14 protein-coding genes and 2 pseudogenes are annotated in these 21,676 nt (G+C 57.5%); 8 read left to right on the forward strand and 8 right to left on the reverse strand.

From position 1 onward, the window contains the following. Positions 1 to 60 precede the first annotated feature (60 nt). Together pflB and pflA are read left to right on the forward strand one after the other, a co-directional pair. A complete protein-coding gene (pflB, locus tag ABFX35_RS15085; RefSeq protein WP_346082003.1) occupies positions 61 to 2,343 on the forward strand; it encodes a formate C-acetyltransferase in 2,283 nt (760 codons plus the stop codon). Between the two features lie 397 nt (positions 2,344 to 2,740). Next, a complete protein-coding gene (gene pflA, locus ABFX35_RS15090; protein ID WP_279023251.1) occupies positions 2,741 to 3,481 on the forward strand; it encodes a pyruvate formate lyase 1-activating protein in 741 nt (246 codons plus the stop codon). A gap of 86 nt (positions 3,482 to 3,567) precedes the next feature. Here pflA and ABFX35_RS15095 read toward each other — a convergent pair whose 3' ends face one another. From ABFX35_RS15095 to lrp, 7 genes and pseudogenes are all read right to left on the reverse strand, one after another. Then, positions 3,568 to 4,713, reverse strand: a complete 1,146-nt coding sequence (locus tag ABFX35_RS15095; protein ID WP_346082005.1) for an MFS transporter — start codon at positions 4,711 to 4,713, stop codon at positions 3,568 to 3,570. Positions 4,714 to 4,966: 253 nt separating this feature from the next. Next, a complete protein-coding gene (gene serS / locus ABFX35_RS15100) occupies positions 4,967 to 6,259 on the reverse strand; it encodes a serine--tRNA ligase (protein WP_346082007.1) in 1,293 nt (430 codons plus the stop codon). A gap of 110 nt (positions 6,260 to 6,369) precedes the next feature. Then, positions 6,370 to 7,713, reverse strand: coding sequence for a replication-associated recombination protein A (locus ABFX35_RS15105; protein ID WP_279023255.1), 1,344 nt, complete (start codon positions 7,711 to 7,713; stop codon positions 6,370 to 6,372). A 7-nt stretch (positions 7,714 to 7,720) separates the two neighbouring features. Then, entirely contained in the window at positions 7,721 to 8,332 is a 612-nt protein-coding gene (gene lolA / locus ABFX35_RS15110) for an outer membrane lipoprotein periplasmic chaperone LolA (RefSeq protein WP_095848047.1), read from the reverse strand. Positions 8,333 to 8,529: 197 nt separating this feature from the next. Next, positions 8,530 to 11,100, reverse strand: a pseudogene (locus ABFX35_RS15115) (DNA translocase FtsK); the annotation flags it as partial. 315 nt (positions 11,101 to 11,415) lie between these two features. Continuing rightward, a pseudogene (locus ABFX35_RS24210) lies at positions 11,416 to 11,817 on the reverse strand (DNA translocase FtsK 4TM domain-containing protein); the annotation flags it as partial. 234 nt (positions 11,818 to 12,051) lie between these two features. After that, positions 12,052 to 12,546 (reverse strand): leucine-responsive transcriptional regulator Lrp, encoded by a 495-nt coding sequence (gene lrp / locus ABFX35_RS15120; RefSeq protein ID WP_004928318.1) that lies wholly within the window; start codon positions 12,544 to 12,546, stop codon positions 12,052 to 12,054. An 86-nt stretch (positions 12,547 to 12,632) separates the two neighbouring features. Here lrp and ABFX35_RS15125 point away from each other — a divergent pair, with 86 nt between their 5' ends. From ABFX35_RS15125 to infA, 6 genes are all read left to right on the forward strand, one after another. After that, positions 12,633 to 12,962, forward strand: coding sequence for a hypothetical protein (locus tag ABFX35_RS15125; RefSeq protein ID WP_346082020.1), 330 nt, complete (start codon positions 12,633 to 12,635; stop codon positions 12,960 to 12,962). Between the two features lie 243 nt (positions 12,963 to 13,205). After that, positions 13,206 to 14,168 carry a thioredoxin-disulfide reductase gene (gene trxB / locus ABFX35_RS15130; protein WP_095848045.1) on the forward strand — a complete coding sequence of 321 codons (963 nt, stop codon included), beginning with the start codon at positions 13,206 to 13,208 and terminating at the stop codon, positions 14,166 to 14,168. 233 nt (positions 14,169 to 14,401) lie between these two features. Next, positions 14,402 to 16,168, forward strand: coding sequence for a heme ABC transporter permease/ATP-binding protein CydD (gene cydD / locus ABFX35_RS15135; RefSeq protein ID WP_346082022.1), 1,767 nt, complete (start codon positions 14,402 to 14,404; stop codon positions 16,166 to 16,168). 2 nt (positions 16,169 to 16,170) lie between these two features. After that, positions 16,171 to 17,907, forward strand: a complete 1,737-nt coding sequence (gene cydC, locus ABFX35_RS15140; RefSeq protein WP_346082024.1) for a heme ABC transporter ATP-binding protein/permease CydC — start codon at positions 16,171 to 16,173, stop codon at positions 17,905 to 17,907. 30 nt (positions 17,908 to 17,937) lie between these two features. Then, entirely contained in the window at positions 17,938 to 18,663 is a 726-nt protein-coding gene (aat, locus tag ABFX35_RS15145) for a leucyl/phenylalanyl-tRNA--protein transferase (protein WP_279023264.1), read from the forward strand. Positions 18,664 to 18,768: 105 nt separating this feature from the next. Beyond that, positions 18,769 to 18,987 carry a translation initiation factor IF-1 gene (infA, locus tag ABFX35_RS15150; protein ID WP_002211347.1) on the forward strand — a complete coding sequence of 73 codons (219 nt, stop codon included), beginning with the start codon at positions 18,769 to 18,771 and terminating at the stop codon, positions 18,985 to 18,987. Between the two features lie 287 nt (positions 18,988 to 19,274). Here the strand turns inward: infA and clpA are convergent, their stop codons facing one another. Continuing rightward, positions 19,275 to 21,551: an ATP-dependent Clp protease ATP-binding subunit ClpA gene (clpA, locus tag ABFX35_RS15155; protein WP_279023265.1), complete on the reverse strand. Its 2,277-nt coding sequence runs from the start codon at positions 21,549 to 21,551 to the stop codon at positions 19,275 to 19,277. Positions 21,552 to 21,676: the final 125 nt, after the last annotated feature.

The following is a 21,676-nucleotide window of genomic DNA, read 5'->3' on the forward strand; positions in this document are numbered from 1 at the left end:
CTGTGTTATGACCGCAGCGACGGGTTTACAAAGAAATCCACATTAGAAGGTAGGTGTACAATGACCGAACTTAACGAGAAGTTAGCCAAAGCCTGGGAAGGTTTCAGCAAAGGCGACTGGCAGAATGAAGTCAACGTTCGTGACTTCATCCAGAAAAACTATACGCCTTATGAAGGTGACGAATCCTTCCTGGCTGGCGCAACTCAGGCCACCACCACTCTGTGGGACAAAGTCATGGAAGGGATCAAACTGGAGAACCGCACCCATGCGCCAGTTGATTTCGATACCAGCCTCGCTTCTACCATTACTTCTCACGATGCCGGCTACATCAATAAAGATCTGGAAACCGTGGTTGGTCTGCAGACTGAAGCCCCACTGAAACGCGCGCTGATCCCATTCGGCGGCATCAAAATGATCGAAAGCTCCTGCAAGGCGTACGATCGTGAGCTGGATCCACAGCTGAAAAAAGTCTTCACCGAATACCGTAAAACCCACAACCAGGGCGTATTCGACGTCTACACGCCGAACATCCTGCGTTGTCGTAAATCCGGCGTGCTGACCGGCCTGCCAGATGCTTACGGCCGTGGCCGTATTATCGGTGACTACCGTCGCGTAGCGCTGTACGGGATCGACTACCTGATGCAAGACAAGTTTAACCAGTTCACTTCGCTGCAAAGCAAACTGGAAAACGGCGAAGATCTGGAAGCCACCATCCGTCTGCGTGAAGAAATCGCCGACCAACACCGCGCTCTGGGCCACATCAAAGAAATGGCGGCCAAATACGGCTGCGACATTTCCGGCCCGGCGACCACCGCTCAGGAAGCCGTACAGTGGACCTACTTCGGCTATCTGGCTGCGGTTAAATCGCAGAACGGCGCTGCCATGTCCTTCGGCCGCGTGTCTACCTTCCTCGACGTTTACTTTGAACGTGACATCAAGGCTGGCAAGCTGAGTGAAGAACAGGCTCAGGAACTGATCGACCACCTGGTGATGAAACTGCGTATGGTTCGCTTCCTGCGTACGCCGGAATATGATGAACTGTTCTCCGGCGACCCAATCTGGGCCACCGAATCACTGGGCGGTATGGGCGTTGACGGCCGTACTCTGGTCACCAAAAACAGCTTCCGCTTCCTGAACACCCTGTACACCATGGGGCCGTCTCCGGAACCGAACATGACCATCCTGTGGTCTGAAAAACTGCCACTGAACTTCAAGAAATTCGCGGCGAAAGTGTCCATCGATACTTCTTCCGTTCAGTACGAAAACGACGACCTGATGCGCCCTGACTTCAACAACGATGACTACGCCATCGCCTGTTGCGTCAGCCCAATGGTTGTGGGTAAACAAATGCAGTTCTTCGGCGCGCGCGCTAACCTGGCGAAAACCATGCTTTACGCCATCAACGGCGGCGTTGACGAAAAAATGAAAATGCAGGTTGGCCCGAAAGAAGCGCCAATGATGGACGAAGTGCTGGACTATGACAAAGTCATGGAACGCATGGACCACTTTATGGATTGGCTGGCCAAACAGTATGTGACCGCGCTGAACATCATCCACTACATGCATGATAAATACAGCTACGAAGCATCACTGATGGCACTGCACGATCGCGACGTTTACCGCACCATGGCCTGTGGTATCGCCGGCCTGTCCGTGGCTGCCGACTCCCTGTCCGCCATCAAATACGCGAAAGTTTCCACCATCCGTGACGAAGACGGCCTGGCGGTAGACTTTAAAGTTGAAGGTGAATATCCGCAGTTCGGTAACAACGATCCGCGCGTTGATGACATCGCCTGCGATCTGGTTGAACGTTTCATGAAGAAAATTCAGAAACTGACCACCTACCGCAACGCAGTGCCAACGCAGTCCGTCCTGACCATTACCTCTAACGTGGTTTACGGTAAGAAAACCGGTAACACCCCAGATGGTCGTCGCGCTGGTGCGCCATTTGGTCCTGGTGCCAACCCAATGCACGGCCGCGATCAGAAAGGTGCTGTGGCTTCCCTGACTTCCGTAGCTAAACTGCCGTTTGCCTACGCGAAAGACGGTATCTCCTACACCTTCTCCATCGTGCCTAATGCGTTAGGTAAAGATGAAGATGTGCGCAGAACCAACCTGGCAGGCCTGATGGACGGTTACTTCCACCATGAGTCCGCTATCGAAGGTGGCCAGCACCTGAACGTTAACGTGATGAACCGCGAAATGCTGCTGGATGCGATGGAAAACCCTGAGAAATATCCTCAATTGACCATCCGCGTATCTGGTTACGCCGTGCGTTTCAACTCGCTGACCAAAGAACAGCAACAGGACGTTATCACCCGTACCTTCACCAAAACCATGTAAGGTACTGTGAGCGGGCGCTTCTCCGCCCGCTTCCTGGTAAATCAGGGCCGGTCTATTCCGGCCCTTTTAACAACCAAATCAACATCCCTGACTCGCATGAGTCTGCTTTGCCAGGCAGCTATTGCCCTAAAACTTAAGTAGCAGGAATACGGAACGCCGGCGGATTACGCCGCGAACCGACAGGCTGAGTAATAAAGCCAACGCGCCTGCAACTTGCAGTACGACAGGTATATACTTGATGGATGTCCGGCAAAACAGTTATTCGGCATAATCGCCGGTTAGCAGGAATGATTTCACTTGCCCCTAGTGGGCAGCCACATCGCATCCCCCTGCTCCCCGCAATAAAGCCGGTTTTTAGAGGCTGCGTTTGACAGCCCATATTGGAGAGATTCCCGCAATGTCAGTGAAAGGTCGCATTCACTCTTTTGAATCCTGTGGCACGGTTGATGGCCCCGGGATACGTTTTATCGTTTTCTTCCAGGGTTGTCTGATGCGCTGCCTGTATTGCCATAACCGCGATACCTGGGATACCCACGCCGGGACGGAAGTCACCGTGGAAGACCTGATGAAAGACACCGTATCCTACCGCCACTTTATGAACGCCTCCGGCGGCGGCGTTACCGCATCCGGCGGCGAAGCCATCCTGCAGGCCGAATTTGTCCGCGACTGGTTCCGTGCCTGCCATAAAGAAGGCATCAACACCTGCCTGGATACGAATGGCTTTGTTCGCCGTTACGATCCGGTCATTGATGAACTGCTCGACACCACCGATCTGGTCATGCTCGATCTCAAACAGATGAACGATGATATTCACCAGAACCTGGTCGGCGTGTCCAACCACCGTACGCTGGACTTTGCCCGCTACCTGGCGAAACGTAATCAGCGCACCTGGATCCGTTACGTGGTGGTGCCCGGCTGGTCCGACGACGATAAGTCCGCCCATATGCTGGGTGAGTTCACGAAAGACATGGGCAATATTGAGAAAATCGAATTGCTGCCTTACCACGAGCTGGGCAAGCACAAATGGATTGCCATGGGGGAAGAGTACAAACTGGATGGCGTGCACCCACCAACAACCGAGACAATGGATCGCGTAAAAGGCATCCTGGAAGGTTACGGGCATAAAGTCATTTACTAACCTTCCCTGCCCTGGCCCCTTCCCTTATCGCAAGGGGCCATACTCATTCCGCAAATAAAATACGCCGGGTTATCTGGCGTGCATTATCAAGCCGCAGCCAGCGGCGTGTGGTGATGATCCGGTTTGCGCAGCAGCATAACCAGGTAGACCAGCGCCACCAACGCAATCATCACGAACAGTAAGCGATCGGAGTAATTCTGCATCAGCATGGCGGTCATGCTGGGGCCAAGCAGGCTACCGATGGTGTAGCTCATCAACAGCGCCTGGTTCATCGCCACCAACTCATGCGGCAACGCTTTCTCGCAGGCCCAGGACATGGCAACCGGGTACAGCGTAAAACCGGCGCAGCCGAGCATAAACAGCGACGGCGCCATGCCGTAGTTGCTCAGCATCGCCACGCTGGCGAGGATCACCATAAACACCTGAATACGCAGCACCAGCAAGCGGCCATAGCGATCGGCCATGCGCCCAACCGGCCACTGGCCGACGATGCCGGCGCTGATCAACAACGCCATCCAATAACCGACGTGAGCATCGTTCATCCCCTGATGGGATAAATACAGCGGCATTAAGCCGTACAGCGAACCCAGCACCATGCCGGAGATGATACAGCCGTGCATCCCCAGCCGTGCGCTGCGGCGCTTCAGCATCGGCCAGACGGCGACCCGTGCGGGGGTATTATCTTCACGGCCGACGCGGGCAAACAGCATCGGTAACATCGCCGTGGCAACCAACGCGATCGCCCAGGGCAATACCTGCATCAGTTCCGTTGAAACCCCGCTAAGCAGGATTTGCCCGGCCACGGTACCCAGGTAATACACCATCATATACGCGGCCAGCAATTGGCCACGGTTGGCCAGCGTACCGCTGCGCAGCAGGGCGCTTTCAACGATCACCCAAATCCACGCGCAGCCCACGCCGGCAAAAAAACGCCAGCCCATCCAGCTCCAAAAATCCAATGACAGCGCCATGCCGGCGGTGGCTACGGCAAACAGTAAACAAGAAAGATGGTAACTGCGGGTAAAACCGATGCGCTGAATCAGCTTACCGGCCGTCAGGGTGCCGACCAGGTTGCCGGTAAAATAGGCCGAACTCACCATGCCGATTTTCCAGGTTGACAGCTGGGCGTGGGTTAACCAAAGCGGGACCAAAGTATTCAATACGGCAATCGAAACCGTAAGCAACAACAAACCACAGAGCAGCATCAGCACTGGGCGAGAGTATGCGGACATAGTGAGATGGGAACCGAACGCGCAATAGAAAGTGCGCGCATCATGCCACTGGCGATAAAAAAGTCAATCCACTCTGTGGGGTACAGCGCACAATATGTTTATCGCCGCCGAGACAAGGAGCCAGAGCGGGGATTTAAAGGGAAAAAATACTTAATAGAAGCGGAGGGAACAGGCGTATTGATGCGGGGAAAACGGCACTGCCAGCCAAACAACGTTCCCCCTCGCCGGGCGGCGAAGAGGAACGAAACACCGATCAGCCGATGAACTCAAGACCATTCATATAAGGGCGTAACACTTCAGGCACCTGAATGCGGCCGTCGGCCTGCTGGTAGTTTTCCAGCACCGCGACCAAGGTGCGGCCGACAGCCAGGCCGGAACCGTTCAGCGTGTGTACCAGGCGCGGCTTTTTCTCTGCCTTATTGCGGCAACGCGCCTGCATGCGGCGAGCCTGGAAATCCCACATATTGGAACAGGAAGAGATTTCACGGTAGGTGTTCTGTGCCGGCAGCCAAACCTCAAGATCGTAGGTTTTGCAGGAACCAAAGCCCATATCACCGGTGCACAACAGCACTTTGCGGTATGGCAGGTTCAGCAACTGCAGCACTTTTTCCGCATGGCCGGTAAGTTCTTCCAGTGCATCCATGGAATCTTCAGGGCGGACGATCTGCACCATTTCAACTTTATCAAACTGGTGCATACGGATCAGGCCGCGGGTATCGCGCCCGTAAGAACCGGCTTCCGAACGGAAGCATGGCGTATGCGCCGTCAGCTTCAGCGGCAGGGTTTCTTCATCCAGGATTTCGTCGCGTATCAGGTTGGTCAGCGGCACTTCCGCCGTTGGGATCAGCGCATAGTTGCTGGTCGCCGCTTCTTCTTCCAGCGGGCGGGTATGGAACAAATCCTCGCCAAACTTCGGCAGTTGCCCAGTACCATACAGCGAAGCGTGGTTCACCAGGTAAGGCACGTAGGCTTCCTGATAGCCGTGCTGCTCAGTGTGCAGATCCAGCATAAACTGCGCCAGCGCGCGGTGCATCCGGGCGATTTGCCCTTTCATGACCACAAAGCGCGCGCCGGAAAGCTTCACGCCGGCGGCGAAATCCAGCCCGCTGGCCATTTCGCCCAGTTCGACGTGATCGCGCACCGGGAAATCAAACTGGCGCGGCTCGCCCCAACGGCTAACTTCCAGGTTTTCGCTGTCATCTTTACCTTTCGGCACGGCGTCGTCCGGCAGGTTCGGGATGGTCAGCGCATAGTCACGGATGGTGTTCTGCAGTTGTTCCAGCTCGGTTTTAGCGGCATCCAGCTTTTCACCCAGTTCACTGACTTCACGGCGCAGCGGCTCAATATCTTCCCCACGCGCTTTTGCCGCGCCGATGGATTTCGATCGGGAGTTACGTTCTGCCTGCAATGTTTCAGTTTCTACTTGCAGAACCTTGCGGCGTTCTTCTTGCGAACGCAGCAGATCCAGATCCAGTTTGAAGCCTCTGCGAGCCAGTTTTTCGGCGACTGCGTCTAGCTCATTACGCAGCAGATTGGGATCGAGCATGCTAATCCTGTGCTTGTTGTTATTGAAAGAAAAATTGTCGTTTTACGCCGCGATGAAAAGCAGCGTAAAAAGGGAAACGAATACCCGCTAACCTTACCGCAACGGCAACGCTAGCGGTAGCGTTTTGTCGGGCTATTTTGGTCCTGATCCGCCAGCCACGCCAGCTTTTCGCCGATTTTCCCTTCCAGCCCGCGCGAGGCCGGGTAGTAGTAGCGCGTATTGGCCATTTCCTTCGGGAAGTAGTTTTCACCCGCGGCGTAGGCATTGGGCTCATCGTGGGCGTAGCGGTACTCGGCGCCCAGCCCCATTTCTTTCATCAGCTTGGTTGGCGCATTGCGCAGGTGCTCCGGCACGTCATAATCGGCCATCTCTTTGGCATCGCGCATGGCCGCTTTGAATGCGGTATATACCGCGTTGCTCTTCGGCGCACAGGCCAGATATACGATGGCCTGGGCGATAGCGCGCTCGCCTTCCGCCGGACCAACGCGGGTGAAGCAGTCCCAGGCGGCGATCGCCACCTGCATCCCGCGCGGATCGGCATTACCGACGTCTTCCGATGCGATCGCCAACAGCCGGCGCGCCACGTAGAGCGGATCGCCGCCGGCGGTAATGATGCGGGCGTACCAATACAGTGCGGCGTCCGGCGCAGAACCGCGCACCGATTTATGCAGCGCCGAGATCAGATCGTAATAGCGGTCGCCCTTGTTATCAAACCGCACGCTACGCTCGCCGGAGACTTCTTTCAGCAACGCCGGCGTCAACTGGCGAATACCGCGGGCATCGGTTTCAGCCATGTCAGCCATCATCTCCAGGCTATTCAGCGCGCGCCGCGCATCGCCGTTCACCAGTTCGGCGATCATGCGGCGCGTTTCATCAGGCAGCTCAATGTTCTGCCCCGCCAGGCCGCGGCTGCTGTCATTCATCGCCTGATCCAGCACCTGGCAGATATCCTCCACCGTCAACGCTTTTAGCAGATACACGCGCGCGCGTGAAAGCAAGGCTGAATTCAGCTCGAACGAAGGGTTCTCGGTGGTTGCGCCGATAAAGGTGATGGTGCCGTCTTCAATATGGGGTAGAAAAGCATCCTGCTGGCTTTTGTTGAAACGGTGCACCTCATCAACAAACAGGATGGTGCGGCGCCCGGCATCGCGGTTGTGCCGCGCACGCTCGATCGCCTCACGGATCTCTTTAATCCCGGAGGTAACCGCAGAGATCCGCTCAACGTCCGCCTGCCCATAGCGGCCTATCAGTTCTGCCAGCGTCGTTTTCCCCGTGCCTGGCGGCCCCCACAGGATCATCGAATGCAGTTGACCGGCCTCGATGGCTCTCGGCAGGGGTTTGCCCGGCGCCAGCAAATGCTGCTGGCCGATATATTGCGCCAGCGTGGTTGGCCGCATACGCGCGGCCAACGGCTGGAACTCATTTTGAGAAAAATCGAGTGACAGATTACTCACGCAGACCTCACTGGCGCTGGTCGTCCAGCGTCACCCCCTTTGGCGGGGTAAATGTAAACTTGGCCGCATCAACGCCGCTGTTTTGTTGGCCTTTTAAGCTATAGGCGCTGCGTTGGCCGTCCTGCTCAACGGCGGCGAAGCTCTTGATGGTGCCGCTGTTGCTGACGGAAATCGCAAACTGCTTCAGATTACCGCTGGCCGATTTCGGCGTTAATTCAAAATCATCGCCTTTCTGCTTGATATTGTACTGTTTCCAGTCGCTGGCGCTGTTGCGGGTAATCAGCATAAACGGCGTATTGTTGGTGGCGCTTTTCAGCCAGGTCGCCGTCACTTGTTCCACAAACGGATTATAGAACCACAGCGTTTGCCCATCGGAAACCAGCACGCTTTCATCCGGTGAGGTCATATGCCAGTTAAACAGGTTCGGGCGCTTAACCCACAGCTCACCCTCACCCTGTTGCACGGCGGCGCCATCGCTGCTGGTGACCGCCTGCGTGAAGCTGGCATGGAAACTGTTCACCTTCGCCAAACGGCTTTGCAGATCCTGTGCGGCATCCGCCAATGCTGAAGTGGCGACGAAACCAGAAAGCAAACAACAGGCAACTAACAGTTTTTTCATTATTCCAGATACCTTATGCGTTACATGAATCGCCGGGCCTAATCATGCGCCCAACAAATGACTATCCTGCGCCATTGTAGCCAATGTCTGCCCGGCGCGGGCGGTGCATTACTCCTAGAAACGCCTGGGTTTACGCTTCTTTGCACAAGGGCCGCTAAGCGGCCCTTGGTGATACAATCAAGCTGATAAGAAACCCTTTAACCATGCCGCGGCGGCGCCAGCACCTCGCGGTTGCCGTTATGGCCCTGCTCGCTGACAATGCCCTGCGCTTCCATCTGTTCAATGATGCGCGCGGCGCGGTTATAGCCGATACGGAACTGGCGTTGAACGCCGGAAATGGAGGCGCGGCGTTTATCCACCACAAACTCCACCGCCTGATCAAACAGCGGATCCAGCTCTTCGTCGCCCTCGATCCCACCACCTTCGCCGTCTTCTCCGCCGCTCAGGATACCCTCTTTATATTGGGGCCGTTCACGCGCTTTCCAATCCTTAACCACCGCATGTACTTCCTGATCGCGCACAAAGGCACCGTGCACACGAACCGGAATCGAAGAGTTTGGCGCCAGATACAACATATCCCCCATGCCGAGCAGCGATTCCGCCCCGCCCTGATCGAGGATAGTGCGTGAGTCGATCTTGCTCGATACGGTAAAGGCAATGCGCGTTGGGATGTTGGCTTTGATCAGGCCGGTGATCACATCCACGGAAGGACGCTGCGTCGCCAGCACCAGGTGAATCCCCGCAGCACGCGCTTTCTGCGCCAGGCGAGCGATCAGTTCTTCAACTTTCTTGCCCACCGTCATGATCAGATCGGCAAACTCATCCACCATCACCACGATGTACGGTTCTTTTTCCAGCGTCGGCGGCGTGATATCCATGCTGTCCGTCGGCTTCCAGAATGGATCCGGGATCGGGCGGCCCATCGCTTCGGCCTGGTCGACGCGCTCGTTATAACCGGCAATGTTACGCACCCCAAGCGCCGACATCAGCTTGTAGCGGCGTTCCATCTCGGCCACGCACCAACGCAACGCATTGGCGGCATCTTTCATGTCGGTGACCACGTCAGTCAGCAGATGCGGGATCCCCTCATAGACCGACAGCTCGAGCATTTTCGGGTCGATCATGATAAAGCGCACTTCTTTCGGCGTGGCCTTATACAGGATGCTCAGGATCATGGCGTTGACCCCGACCGACTTACCGGAGCCGGTAGTACCGGCAACCAACAAGTGCGGCATTTTGCCCAGATCGGCCACCACCGGCTCGCCGGAAATATCTTTACCCAATACCACCGACAGCGGCGACAGGCTATCGCGGAACGCCGGGCAGTCCAGCACTTCGCGCAGATACACCGTTTGGCGTTTGGTGTTCGGCAACTCCAACCCGACATAAGGCCGGCCGGGAATCACTTCAACCACACGCACCGCCGAGGTTGACAGCGAACGCGCCAGATCGCGCGACAGGTTGGAAATACGCGCCGCTTTCACCCCAGGCGCCAGATCCAACTCGAAGCGGGTAATCACCGGGCCTGGCAGAATATCGACAACGTCGGCCTTCACCCGGTAATCCGCCAGGCTGGCTTCCACCAGGCGCGCTTTTTGTTCCAGGGCGAACATATCCACCGGCTCCACTTCTTTCGGCGCCGCCGCCAGCAGATCCAACGTCGGCAGTGGCGTCGTTGGCTTCTGCAACGGCTGATCGTTACGCATCAGGAACGGGTGAATCAGGCTGTCCATCGCGGGTTGTTGTGCCGCTGGCGCTTGCTGCACCTGGCTACCAGGGTGGGCAGACGGTTGTGAATAGCCGTGCTGTACCGGTTGCTGCGCAATGGGGGCCGATGGTGGATCGGCAGGCGTAGCTGGCTGGCTCTGAGCCAACGGCTGAGCGGCGGCCTCTGCCTCTTGCGGTGACAGGGTAAACAACGGCGCTTTCGGCCCCTCGTCGACCAGATCGGCTATCGGCGAGAAGCTGAACGCGTTGCGGGTATCCACCGGGTTTGATGCGGTTGGCTGTGCCAATTCCTCATCTTGCTGGCCGTAGCGCGCCTGCTGTTGTTCAGCAAAGGCCTGGCTTAGCGCCGCTTCCTGCAGGGCGTCTTCATCGTCGGCCTGAGAGGATTGTTCGCCATAGCGGGCATTTTGCTGTGCCAAAAACTCCTGGCGCAGCGCTGCCTGCATAGCTTCGTTATCGTCATCCTCCGCCCCATGCGCACCCTGCGGTTCAGGCGCCTGGTGACGCTGCTCCTGTTCGGCCTGGCGCTGCGAAGGCAGCTTGATGCCATAGGAAGCCAGCTCACGCCGGGTGGGGATGCGCACCGGGTTCGGGCGCGGCAGTTCCGGGCCTATCCCCTGCTTCACCTGCGGGTTATCGTCGCTGGTGGCGCTGAAGGCTGGCATAAAGGTCGTGCTTGCGGCGGCCACTTCGGCTGCGGAAGGGGAAGGCACTGCCGGTTTGGCGCCCGCGGCGTTGAAATCAAAGTCCGCGCCGATATCTTCATCACGCTGCGCGGCGGAGAAATCGAATGGGGAATGCGGGGTGCGTTCCGGCTGCGCCGGCGCGTTCCAATTGCCCAGGCGAGGCTCGTCGTCTTCCTGATAGGCCGCCTGTGGTGTTTTAGGTGCGGGCGTTTCTTCCGGCAATTCAAATGAATACAGCGGCGGCGTTTGCGGCTGCGCTGCTGCATCGGCGGCAGGCGCTTGCGGCTCGGCGTTGGCAACCGGCGCTTGCGGCGCCGCAGGTTCGCTATGCGCCGCTACCGGCTGGGCATCTGCCTGCGGTGGGGCTTGTTGCGCATCCGCTGCCGCGTCGTCTGCCTGTGCCGTATCTTGCACGCGCTCATTAACCGACGGCGCCGAAAACAGCACATCATCGTCTTGCGCGGCGCTAATGCTGTTAGCCAGCTCCGCCGCCTCTTTACCTAGCGGCTGCTTCTCGCCCGGCGCCTGTTCATCGTCATCGTCGTCCAGATAGCGAACGTCGCGGCGCGAGCGGTTGGACATAAAGGTCAACATGCCCAGCACCACCCCACCCATTTTTTCTGCGATCACCAGCCATGACCAACCGGTAAACAAAGTCAGCCCCACAGCCCAAATGCACAGCGACACCAACGTGGCGCCAATGCCGTTAAACCAAGGCAACATAGCATTGCTCAGCAGGCTGCCAATCACGCCGCCTGAAGCAAAATAGTACAGATCGTCAACGTTTAACGCGGCCAGGCCGCATGAAGAAAGAATCAGCGCCAACGTTCCGATCAAACGTAGCGAGAGTGCAAAATAATCGATGTAATCACGAGTATCACGCTGGCGATAAGCAGCCCAGCACAGAATAATCATGATCGGCGGGATCGCGTAGGCCAAGACCCCGAAGGTGAAGAGCAACGTATCGGCCATCCAGGCGCCAACGCCCCCCCCAATGTTATGGATAGGTTCATGCCACGCCGTTTGCGACCAGCTCGGATCGGAGGGATTGAAGCTGACCAGCGCAACCATGAGATAAACGGCGAAAATCGCCACCACAATCAACACAGCTTCAAGCAGGCGGTTCCCGCTGCTGAGTTTTTTTAGGGTGACTTCTTTGTCTTCTGTGTATTCCTGGCTCAAGAAAGGCTCTCCAGGTTCCTGTTGCCTGATGACATAGCAACAACGCCGAGAGCTCGCCCCGGCGCTGAAGCTGTATGAATGAACAGGAGTGTAACCAATTTAATCAGGTTTTGCACCTGTACCTTACCGTGTTTTAATCACCAGACGGTTACTCTGTTTCACTTCTTCCATGACTACGTATGTGCGGGTGTCATTTACCCCCGGCAGACGCAGCAAGGTTTCACCAAGCAGCTTACGGTAAGCGGACATATCCGGCACGCGGGTTTTCAACAGGTAGTCGAAATCACCGGAAACCAGATGACACTCCTGAATTTCCTCAAGCTTCTGCACTGCAGAGTTAAATTGCTCAAACACATCCGGCGCACCGCGGTTCAGCGTGATTTCCACAAAAACCAACAGCGAAGCATCCAGATAATGCGGATTAAGCAATGCAGTATAACCATGAATAAAACCCTGGCGCTCAAGGCGGCGCACACGTTCTAAACACGGCGTTGGGGATAACCCCACGCGCTTTGAAAGCTCAACGTTCGAAATACGCCCATCCTTCTGTAACTCGTTCAGGATATTGCGATCGATACGGTCAAGATCTTTACCCGGGCGTTTTTTATTGTCTGCCATTATTATTGTCTCTCTTATATTCTTCTTACACTTGCCACACCCTAGCCGACGTCAATGTATAAGGGCTAGTCCCAAGCGTAGACCCGATGCCTGTCATAGTTTTTCACTATCATCATTCGCCATCGCGCACACTGTCTGCCAAACACTGCGCAACCTATACAAATGACGTCCCACCGAAACAAGAAACCACCACCTCGTTTGGACGATATTCCCCGCCACCGGCCCGTTTTGGCGCAATCTGCTACATCGGCGCCGTAAATACGTACTATTTGCTGCTGGTGCGGGGGGTAATTTCTTCTTCCTCTGATGTTTTCGCAAATGCACAGCGGATTGTCAAAGTAAAAGAAGCAAAATCAGAACAACATACCGCCATGAAAACGCAAATCCCCATTTTTAGTTATGAATTTCCGTCGTGACATGGCGGCCCGATGGCGATATTAACCTGATAAAAATCAGGTTTTTTGTTAACTCTCACTGCGCAGTAACGCTGTTTTCATAAGTGAAACTGCGCGTTTTATATTCTTTTATACAGCGTGGAATTCATTAATAGACAATATCTATCAAACAAATCGTTAACAACACCCCAGCACGCTTTTTTTACTGCCGCATTTTCCCTACAATCGGCGAACTGTCCGCCATTGTGGGAAAAGAGGTCATTCATGGGCACGGCTAAACATAGCAAGTTATTGATCCTGGGCTCCGGCCCGGCGGGTTACACCGCGGCAGTCTACGCTGCCCGGGCAAACCTGAAACCGGTGTTGATTACCGGCATGGAACAGGGTGGCCAATTAACCACCACCACCGAAGTGGAAAACTGGCCGGGGGATGCGGAAGGCCTGACCGGCCCGCTGCTGATGGAACGGATGCGCGAACACGCAGAAAAATTTCAGACTGAAATCGTGTTCGACCATATCAACAGCGTTGATTTGCAAAACCGCCCTTTCCGCCTGTTCGGTGACAGCGGCGAATATACCTGCGACGCGTTGATCATCGCCACCGGCGCCTCAGCCCGTTACCTTGGCCTGCCGTCAGAAGAAGCGTTCAAAGGCAAAGGCGTTTCCGCCTGCGCAACCTGCGACGGCTTTTTCTATCGTAACCAAAAAGTGGCCGTTGTCGGCGGCGGCAATACCGCCGTGGAAGAGGCGCTGTATCTGTCCAACATTGCCGCTGAAGTTCACTTGATTCACCGCCGTGATAGCTTCCGCTCAGAAAAAATCCTGATCGATCGGCTGATGGATAAAGTCGCAAACGGCAACATCGTCCTGCACACCGATCGTACTCTGGACGAGGTTTTGGGCGATGAAATGGGCGTTACCGGCGTGCGCCTGCGCAGCACCCAGGCCGAAGGGCAGACGGAAGAACTGGCGGTCGCCGGCGTCTTTATCGCCATTGGGCACAGCCCGAACACCAGCGTGTTTGGCGGCCAGTTGGAGCTGGAAAACGGCTATATCAGAGTGCAGTCCGGTATTCATGGCAACGCAACCCAGACCAGCATTCCGGGCGTGTTTGCCGCAGGCGACGTGATGGATCACATCTACCGCCAGGCGATCACCTCCGCCGGCACCGGCTGCATGGCGGCTCTGGACGCCGAGCGTTATCTGGATGGGCTCATCGCCAAATAACCGCAGAGCGGTTCGCGATCAAGCGGCTGGGTTCCCCAGCCGTTTTTTTTACCTGACGCTCCTCCCTCACGTGTCTCCCATCCTGATGCAATGATGTGCTTTATTATTTTCAGCCAGCCCGGTGACGAGGTAACATTAGCGTTCGCTTATTTGCTTGCATTTAAAGCAGATACTTTTTCAACAGGATGCTAACCAGGCCCGTTGCCGCAAGCGTCAGCAACGCAGACTCTTTCATGAAAAACACCAGACAGCACCAGTTAACCCGTTGGCTTAAAGCACAAAGCGCATTAGCGCAGCGTTGGCTGCGCCTTTCCATGTTATTGGGGCTGATCAGCGGCATGCTGATCGTTGCCCAGGCCTGGCTGTTGGCCGCCCTGCTGCACGCACTGATTATTGAACAGGTGCCGCGGGAGCGGCTGATCCCGTCCTTTTGCTGGCTGGCCGCCGCCTTCGCCTTGCGAGCGCTATTAAGCTGGCTGCGCGAACGCGTCGGTTTCCGCTGCGGGCAGGTGATCCGCCAGCAGCTTCGCGGCCGGGTGCTGGACAAGCTGCAGCAGCTTGGGCCGGCCTGGGTGCAGGGTAAACCGGCCGGCAGTTGGGCCAGCATTATCATCGAACAAATCGAAGATATGCAGGATTACTACGCGCGCTACCTGCCGCAAATGTATCTGGCGGCCTTTATTCCTTTATTAATCCTGATCACCGTGTTCCCCATCAACTGGGCCGCCGGGCTGATCCTGTTAGCCACCGCGCCGCTGATCCCACTTTTTATGGCGCTGGTCGGCATGGGCGCCGCCGACGCCAACCGCCGCAACTTTGTCGCCCTGGCGCGCCTGAGCGGTAATTTCCTCGATCGGCTGCGCGGCCTGGACACGCTGCGCCTGTTTCACCGGGCGCAGGCGGAGACTGAACAGATCGCCAAATCGTCCGAGGACTTCCGGCGCCGGACGATGGAAGTACTGCGCCTGGCGTTTCTCTCCTCCGCCGTGCTGGAGTTTTTCGCCTCGATTTCCATCGCCGTGGTGGCGGTTTATTTTGGCTTCTCTTACCTGGGCGAACTCAATTTCGGCAGCTACGGCACCGGCGTAACCCTGTTCGCCGGTTTTCTGGTGCTGATCCTGGCGCCGGAGTTTTTCCAGCCGCTGCGCGATCTTGGCACCTTCTATCATGCCAAGGCGCAGGCCGTGGGGGCTGCGGAAGCGCTGGAGACGTTTCTGAACGCCGAAGGCGAGCAAATGGGCAACGGTAGCCAGGCCATAACGGGCGATACGCCGCTGGCGCTGCAGGCGCACAACCTGGAAATTCTGGCGCCAAATGGGGTGCTGTTGGCCGGGCCGTTGAACTTCAGCGTGCCGGCGCAGACGCGTATCGCGATCGTCGGGCTAAGCGGCGCAGGCAAAAGTTCGTTGCTCAACCTGCTGCTGGGCTTCCTGCCTTACCGCGGCTCGCTCACGATTAACGGCCTCGAACTGCGCGAGCTGGCTGCGCCAGGTTGGCGCCGCCAACTGGGTTGGGTAGGGCAAAACCCACACCTGCCGGCGCAGACGCTGCGTGACAATATCCTGTTAGGCCACCCGCAGGCGACGGCGGCCCAACTGCAACAGGCGATCGAACAGGCGTACGTCAGCGAATTTCTGCCGAACCTGCCCGACGGGTTGGAAACCCAAATCGGCGACGGCGCCGCACGCCTTTCCGTTGGCCAAGCGCAACGCGTCGCCGTAGCGCGCGCCCTGATCAGCCCACGCCGCTTGCTGCTGCTGGACGAACCGGCGGCCAGCCTGGATGCCGACAGCGAACGGCTGGTGATGCAGGCGCTGAACGCCGCCGCTCGCCAGCAAACCACGCTGCTGGTAACGCACCAGTTGGAAGAAATTGAAGATTACGATCGGATCTGGGTGATGAATGACGGGCAAATCGTGCAACAAGGCGATTACGCCACCCTGAGCACCCAACCTGGGCTGTTTGCCGATTTACTTGCACACCGCAGCGAGGAGCTATAACCATGCGTGTTCTGCTGCCGTTTTTGGCGCTGTATCGCCGCCACACGTTTCTGATTAGCCTTGGCATCATATTGGCCATCATTACCCTGCTGGCCAGCATCGGCCTGCTGGCGCTCTCTGGGTGGTTCCTGGCTGCTTCGGCATTGGCCGGGCTGGCCGGCCTGTTTACCTTCAACTATATGCTGCCTGCCGCCGGCGTGCGTGGCGCGGCCATTTTCCGCACCGCTGGGCGCTATGCCGAACGCGTGGTGAGCCACGATGCCACCTTCCGGGTGCTCGCGCACTTGCGCGTCTTCACCTTCCAAAAGATCCTGCCGCTGTCGCCGGGCGGCATCGCGCGTTTCCGCCAGGCGGAACTGCTCAACCGCCTGGTGGCCGATGTGGATACCTTGGATCACCTCTACCTGCGCGTGATTTCGCCGTTGGTCAGCGCCGCGGTGGTGATCGCGGTGGTCACCGCCGGCCTGAGCCTGCTCGATACCGGCCTGGCGCTGACGCTGGGCGCCATCCTGCTGTTGCTGCTGTTGCTGATCCCGCCGATCTTTTATCGCGCAGGCAAGCCGATTGGCGCTGAACTGACGGCGCTGCGCGGCCAGTACCGCACCGATCTGGCCGCCTGGCTTCAGGGCCAGGCCGAGCTGGTGGTATTCGGCGCCGCGGAGAGCTTCCGTGCAGTGCTCAACGTCACCGAGCAACGCTGGCAACAACGCCAGTGGCAGCAAACGTCGCTCGGCGGGCTAGCGCAAGCGTTGCTGATCCTCGCCAGCGGCCTGACGGTAACGCTGCTGCTGTGGCTGGCCGCCGCCGGCATTGGCGGCAATACCCAGCCCGGCGCGCTGATTGCCCTGTTTGTCTTCGCCGGGCTGGCTGCGTTTGAAGCAATGATGCCGATAGCCGGCGCCTTCCAGCACCTGGGGCAGGTCGTGGCTTCCGCGACGCGGGTAAAGCAGATCATCGATCGGCAGCCGGAAGTTAACTTCCCGCCCCAGGGCGCGGATGCTGCGGCAACGGCGGCACTGAGCCTGCGGCAGGTTGATTTTACTTACCCCGGCCAACCCCAGCCGGTGCTGCGGCACATCACGCTGGATGTGGCGCCCGGCGAACATATCGCGTTGCTGGGGCGCACCGGCTGCGGCAAATCGACGCTGCTGCAGTTGCTGACCCGCGCCTGGGATATCGACAGCGGCAGCATCAGCCTTAACGGCCAGCCGCTGGCCAGCTATAGCGAAAGCACGCTACGCGCCATGACCACCGTCGTGAACCAACGGGTGCATATTTTCAGCAGCACGCTGCGTGAGAACCTGCAGCTGGCCGCCCCCGGCGCCACCGACGCACAGTTCAACGCCGTGCTGCGCCAGGTAGGGCTGGATAAATTGCTGGAAAACGAAGGGCTGAACGCCTGGCTGGGTGAAGGCGGCCGCCAGCTTTCCGGCGGCGAACAGCGCCGCCTGGGAATTGCTCGCGCACTGCTGCACCCGGCTCCGCTGCTGTTGCTGGATGAACCGACCGAGGGGTTGGATGCCGAAACCGAACGGCAGATTTTGCAACTGCTGCGCCAACATTGCCAGGGCAAAACGCTGATCCTGATCACCCACCGGCTGTATGGGCTCGATCATTTTGATCGCATCTGCGTGATGGACGGCGGTAAGATTATCGAACAGGGTGACCATGCGGCGTTACTGCGTCAGCAAGGCCGCTATGCGCAATTCCACCAGCGTGTCAGCCGTGTTTCGCTTTAATACCGCCTGTAGCGCACACCAGGGGGCACTGTGCGCATCATGAAGCTTTCCCCGCACTCGCTTGCGTTCCCGGCGCCAGACAGCGCCCTGCGCGATCCTAACGGCCTGCTGGCCATCGGCGGCGATCTTAGCGCGCCGCGGCTGCTGGCCGCCTATGCGCAAGGCATTTTCCCCTGGTATTCCCCCGGGGAGCCGATCCTGTGGTGGTCGCCGGATCCGCGCGCGGTGCTGTTCCCGGGCGAGCGCCATATCAGCCGCAGCCTGAAACGCTTTCTGCGCACCAACCCGTTTCGCATTACCCTGAACCAGGATTTCGCCGCGGTGGTCCATGCCTGCGCGCAACGCCCGCTGGAGGGCACCTGGATCAACCCGGCGGTGCAGCGCGCCTATCTGCAGTTGCATCACCTCGGCCATGCGCATTCCGTCGAGGTATGGCAGGATCAGCAACTGGTCGGCGGCATGTACGGCGTGGCGCAAGGCGCGGTGTTCTGCGGCGAATCCATGTTCAGCCGCACCACCAATGCGTCAAAATGCGCGCTGATGGCTTTTTGCCAGCATTTCACCGCTTTTGGCGGGGAATTGATTGACTGCCAGGTGCTTAACGCCCACACTGCCTCGCTGGGGGCTCGTGAAATCCCCCGCAGCCAATTTTTACGGCAGCTCAGCCACCTTCAGCGTAAAGCGCTGGCGCCAGCATGCTGGGCAAAGCAAGACATACCCCCACAGCAGGTTGAACCACCCTCCTCAACAAACTAATTTGCGGAAATGGTGCATTGTTCGCCAACACTTCTTTACATAATGGGGGTTTTTCGGCATTATCTTGCCGGTTAAAAACTAAGGTAGTTACACCTAGAGGATTCGATGGCCAAAGAAGACAATATTGAAATGCAAGGCACCGTTCTTGATACGTTGCCGAACACCATGTTCCGCGTTGAGTTGGAAAACGGGCACGTGGTAACCGCTCATATCTCCGGTAAAATGCGCAAAAACTATATCCGCATCCTGACGGGTGACAAAGTCACTGTAGAGCTGACCCCGTACGACCTGAGCAAAGGCCGCATTGTCTTCCGTAGCCGTTAATCGGCTTATCCGCCCAACGGCGGCACCGAGGATGTAATCCCTCCAGAGCCCTTTCCGTTTAGCTGCGCCGTGGCGTTCCGTATAGCGACGTATGCACGCAGATAAACTGAGAGGGCTCAATCATTTCCGCCCTACCCCGCTCATTAAAGATTCAGGCCATAAGTGCGCTGAACGGCAACGCTATCTGCCGCCGCTGGGCAACCTACGTGCGTAGCCAGAAAAGCGCAAAAAAAAGCCGCAACGTTATCCGTTGCGGCCATAGATAGAACGCTTAACCAGCAAGCCGATTAATGCACGCCCTCATCCGCCTTGCGTTTCTGCGCGCTGAGGAAGTGATAGGTCAGTTTCTGCGTTTCCTTATCCAGCTCCACTTTCACTGAGCCACCATCGACCAGCGAACCAAACAGCAGTTCGTTAGCCAGCGGTTTCTTCAGGTTTTCCTGCATGATGCGGGTCATTGGGCGGGCCCCCATCGCACGGTCATAACCTTTCACCGCCAGCCAGTCGCGCGCTTCGTCGCTCACCTCCAGCGACACGCCTTTCGCATCCAACTGCGCCTGCAGTTCCACGATGAACTTGTCGACAACCTGCTGGATCACACTGCTCGACAGATGGTTGAACCAGATAATGTTGTCCAGCCGGTTACGGAACTCCGGCGTGAACACTTTCCTGATCTCTTCCATCGCGTCGTGGCTGTTATCCTGCTCAATCAGGCCAATCGATTTACGTTCCGTCTCACGCACCCCGGCGTTGGTGGTCATCACCAGGATCACGTTGCGGAAGTCCGCCTTGCGCCCGTTGTTGTCGGTCAGCGTGCCGTTATCCATCACCTGCAGCAGCAGATTGAATACGTCCGGGTGCGCCTTTTCGATCTCGTCGAGCAGCACCACGGCGTGCGGGTGCTTGATCACCGCATCAGTGAGCAGGCCGCCCTGATCGTAGCCGACGTAGCCTGGAGGCGCGCCAATCAACCGGCTGACGGTATGGCGTTCCATGTATTCCGACATGTCAAAGCGCAGCAGTTCAATATCCAGCGCTTTTGCCAACTGCACCGTGACTTCGGTTTTCCCGACGCCGGTCGGGCCAGCAAACAGGAAGGAACCCACCGGTTTGTGCTCATGGCCCAGCCCGGCACGGCTCATCTTGATCGCCTCGGTCAGCGCTTCAATCGCCGGATCCTGGCCAAACACCAGCATTTTCAGCCGATCGCCCAGGCTTTTCAGCACGTCGCGATCGCTGGCGGACACGGTTTTTTCCGGGATGCGTGCAATACGCGCCACCACGGTTTCAATATCCGCCACGTTAACGGTTTTCTTGCGCTTGCTCACCGGCATCAACCGGCTGCGCGCACCCGCTTCGTCAATCACGTCGATCGCCTTATCCGGCAAATGACGGTCGTTAATGTATTTCACCGACAGTTCCACCGCGGCACGCACGGCCTTGGCGGTGTAACGCACATCGTGATGCACTTCATACTTGGTCTTCAGACCGTTGATGATCTGAATGGTCTCTTCCGGCGTCGGCTCAGTAATATCAATTTTCTGGAAGCGACGCGCCAGCGCACGGTCTTTTTCGAAAATGTTGCTGAATTCCTGATACGTGGTCGAGCCGATCACCCGGATCTTGCCGCTGGAAAGCAGCGGTTTAATCAGGTTGGCGGCATCCACCTGGCCGCCTGAAGCCGCACCGGCGCCAATGATGGTATGAATTTCATCAATAAACAGGATGCTGTTCTGATCCTGTTCCAGCTGTTTGAGCAACGCCTTGAAACGTTTTTCAAAATCGCCGCGGTATTTGGTGCCCGCCAGCAACGAACCGATATCCAGTGAGTACAGCGTACAGTCAGCCATCACTTCCGGCACGTCACCCTGCACGATGCGCCACGCCAGCCCTTCGGCTATCGCCGTTTTGCCCACACCGGATTCCCCGACCAACAGCGGGTTGTTTTTACGGCGGCGGCACAGCACCTGGATGGCGCGCTCCAATTCACGATCGCGGCCAATCAACGGGTCAATGCCCCCCACCCGAGCCAGCTGGTTGAGGTTGGTGGTGAAGTTCTCCATACGGTCTTCCCCTCCGGACTGCTCTTCGTTTACCGGGTTTTCCGCATTTGGTGCCTGGCCCGGCTCGTCTTTACGCGTGCCATGTGAAATAAAGTTCACCACGTCAAGACGGCTGACGTCGTGTTTACGCAGCAGATAGGCCGCCTGCGACTCCTGCTCGCTGAAAATCGCCACCAGCACATTGGCGCCGGAAACTTCACTGCGGCCGGATGACTGCACGTGGAAGACCGCACGTTGCAATACGCGCTGGAAGCTGAGCGTAGGCTGCGTATCGCGCTCTTCTTCGCTGGCCGGCAGCGTTGGCGTGGTCTGTTCGATGAAGGCTTCCAGTTCCTGACGCAATGCCGCCAGATCCACCGTACAAGCCTCAAGCGCTTCACGCGCGGCTGGGTTGCTGAGCAGCGCCAGCAACAGGTGCTCCACGGTCATAAACTCATGTCTGTGCTCACGCGCCCTGGCGAAAGCCATGTTGAGACTGAGTTCCAGTTCTTGATTGAGCATAGGCACCTCCCCCAATAAATTACCTTTGAGCCTGTTCACTAGGCTATCTTACCTACCACTTTAAGCCTGGGCAGAATACCCGCCATCTTGCCTCTTTGGCGGCTCGCTGCCCGCGCCCAAACTGG

This window comes from Gibbsiella dentisursi, from assembly GCF_039539505.1.
In the GTDB taxonomy this organism is placed as follows: domain Bacteria; phylum Pseudomonadota; class Gammaproteobacteria; order Enterobacterales; family Enterobacteriaceae; genus Gibbsiella; species Gibbsiella quercinecans.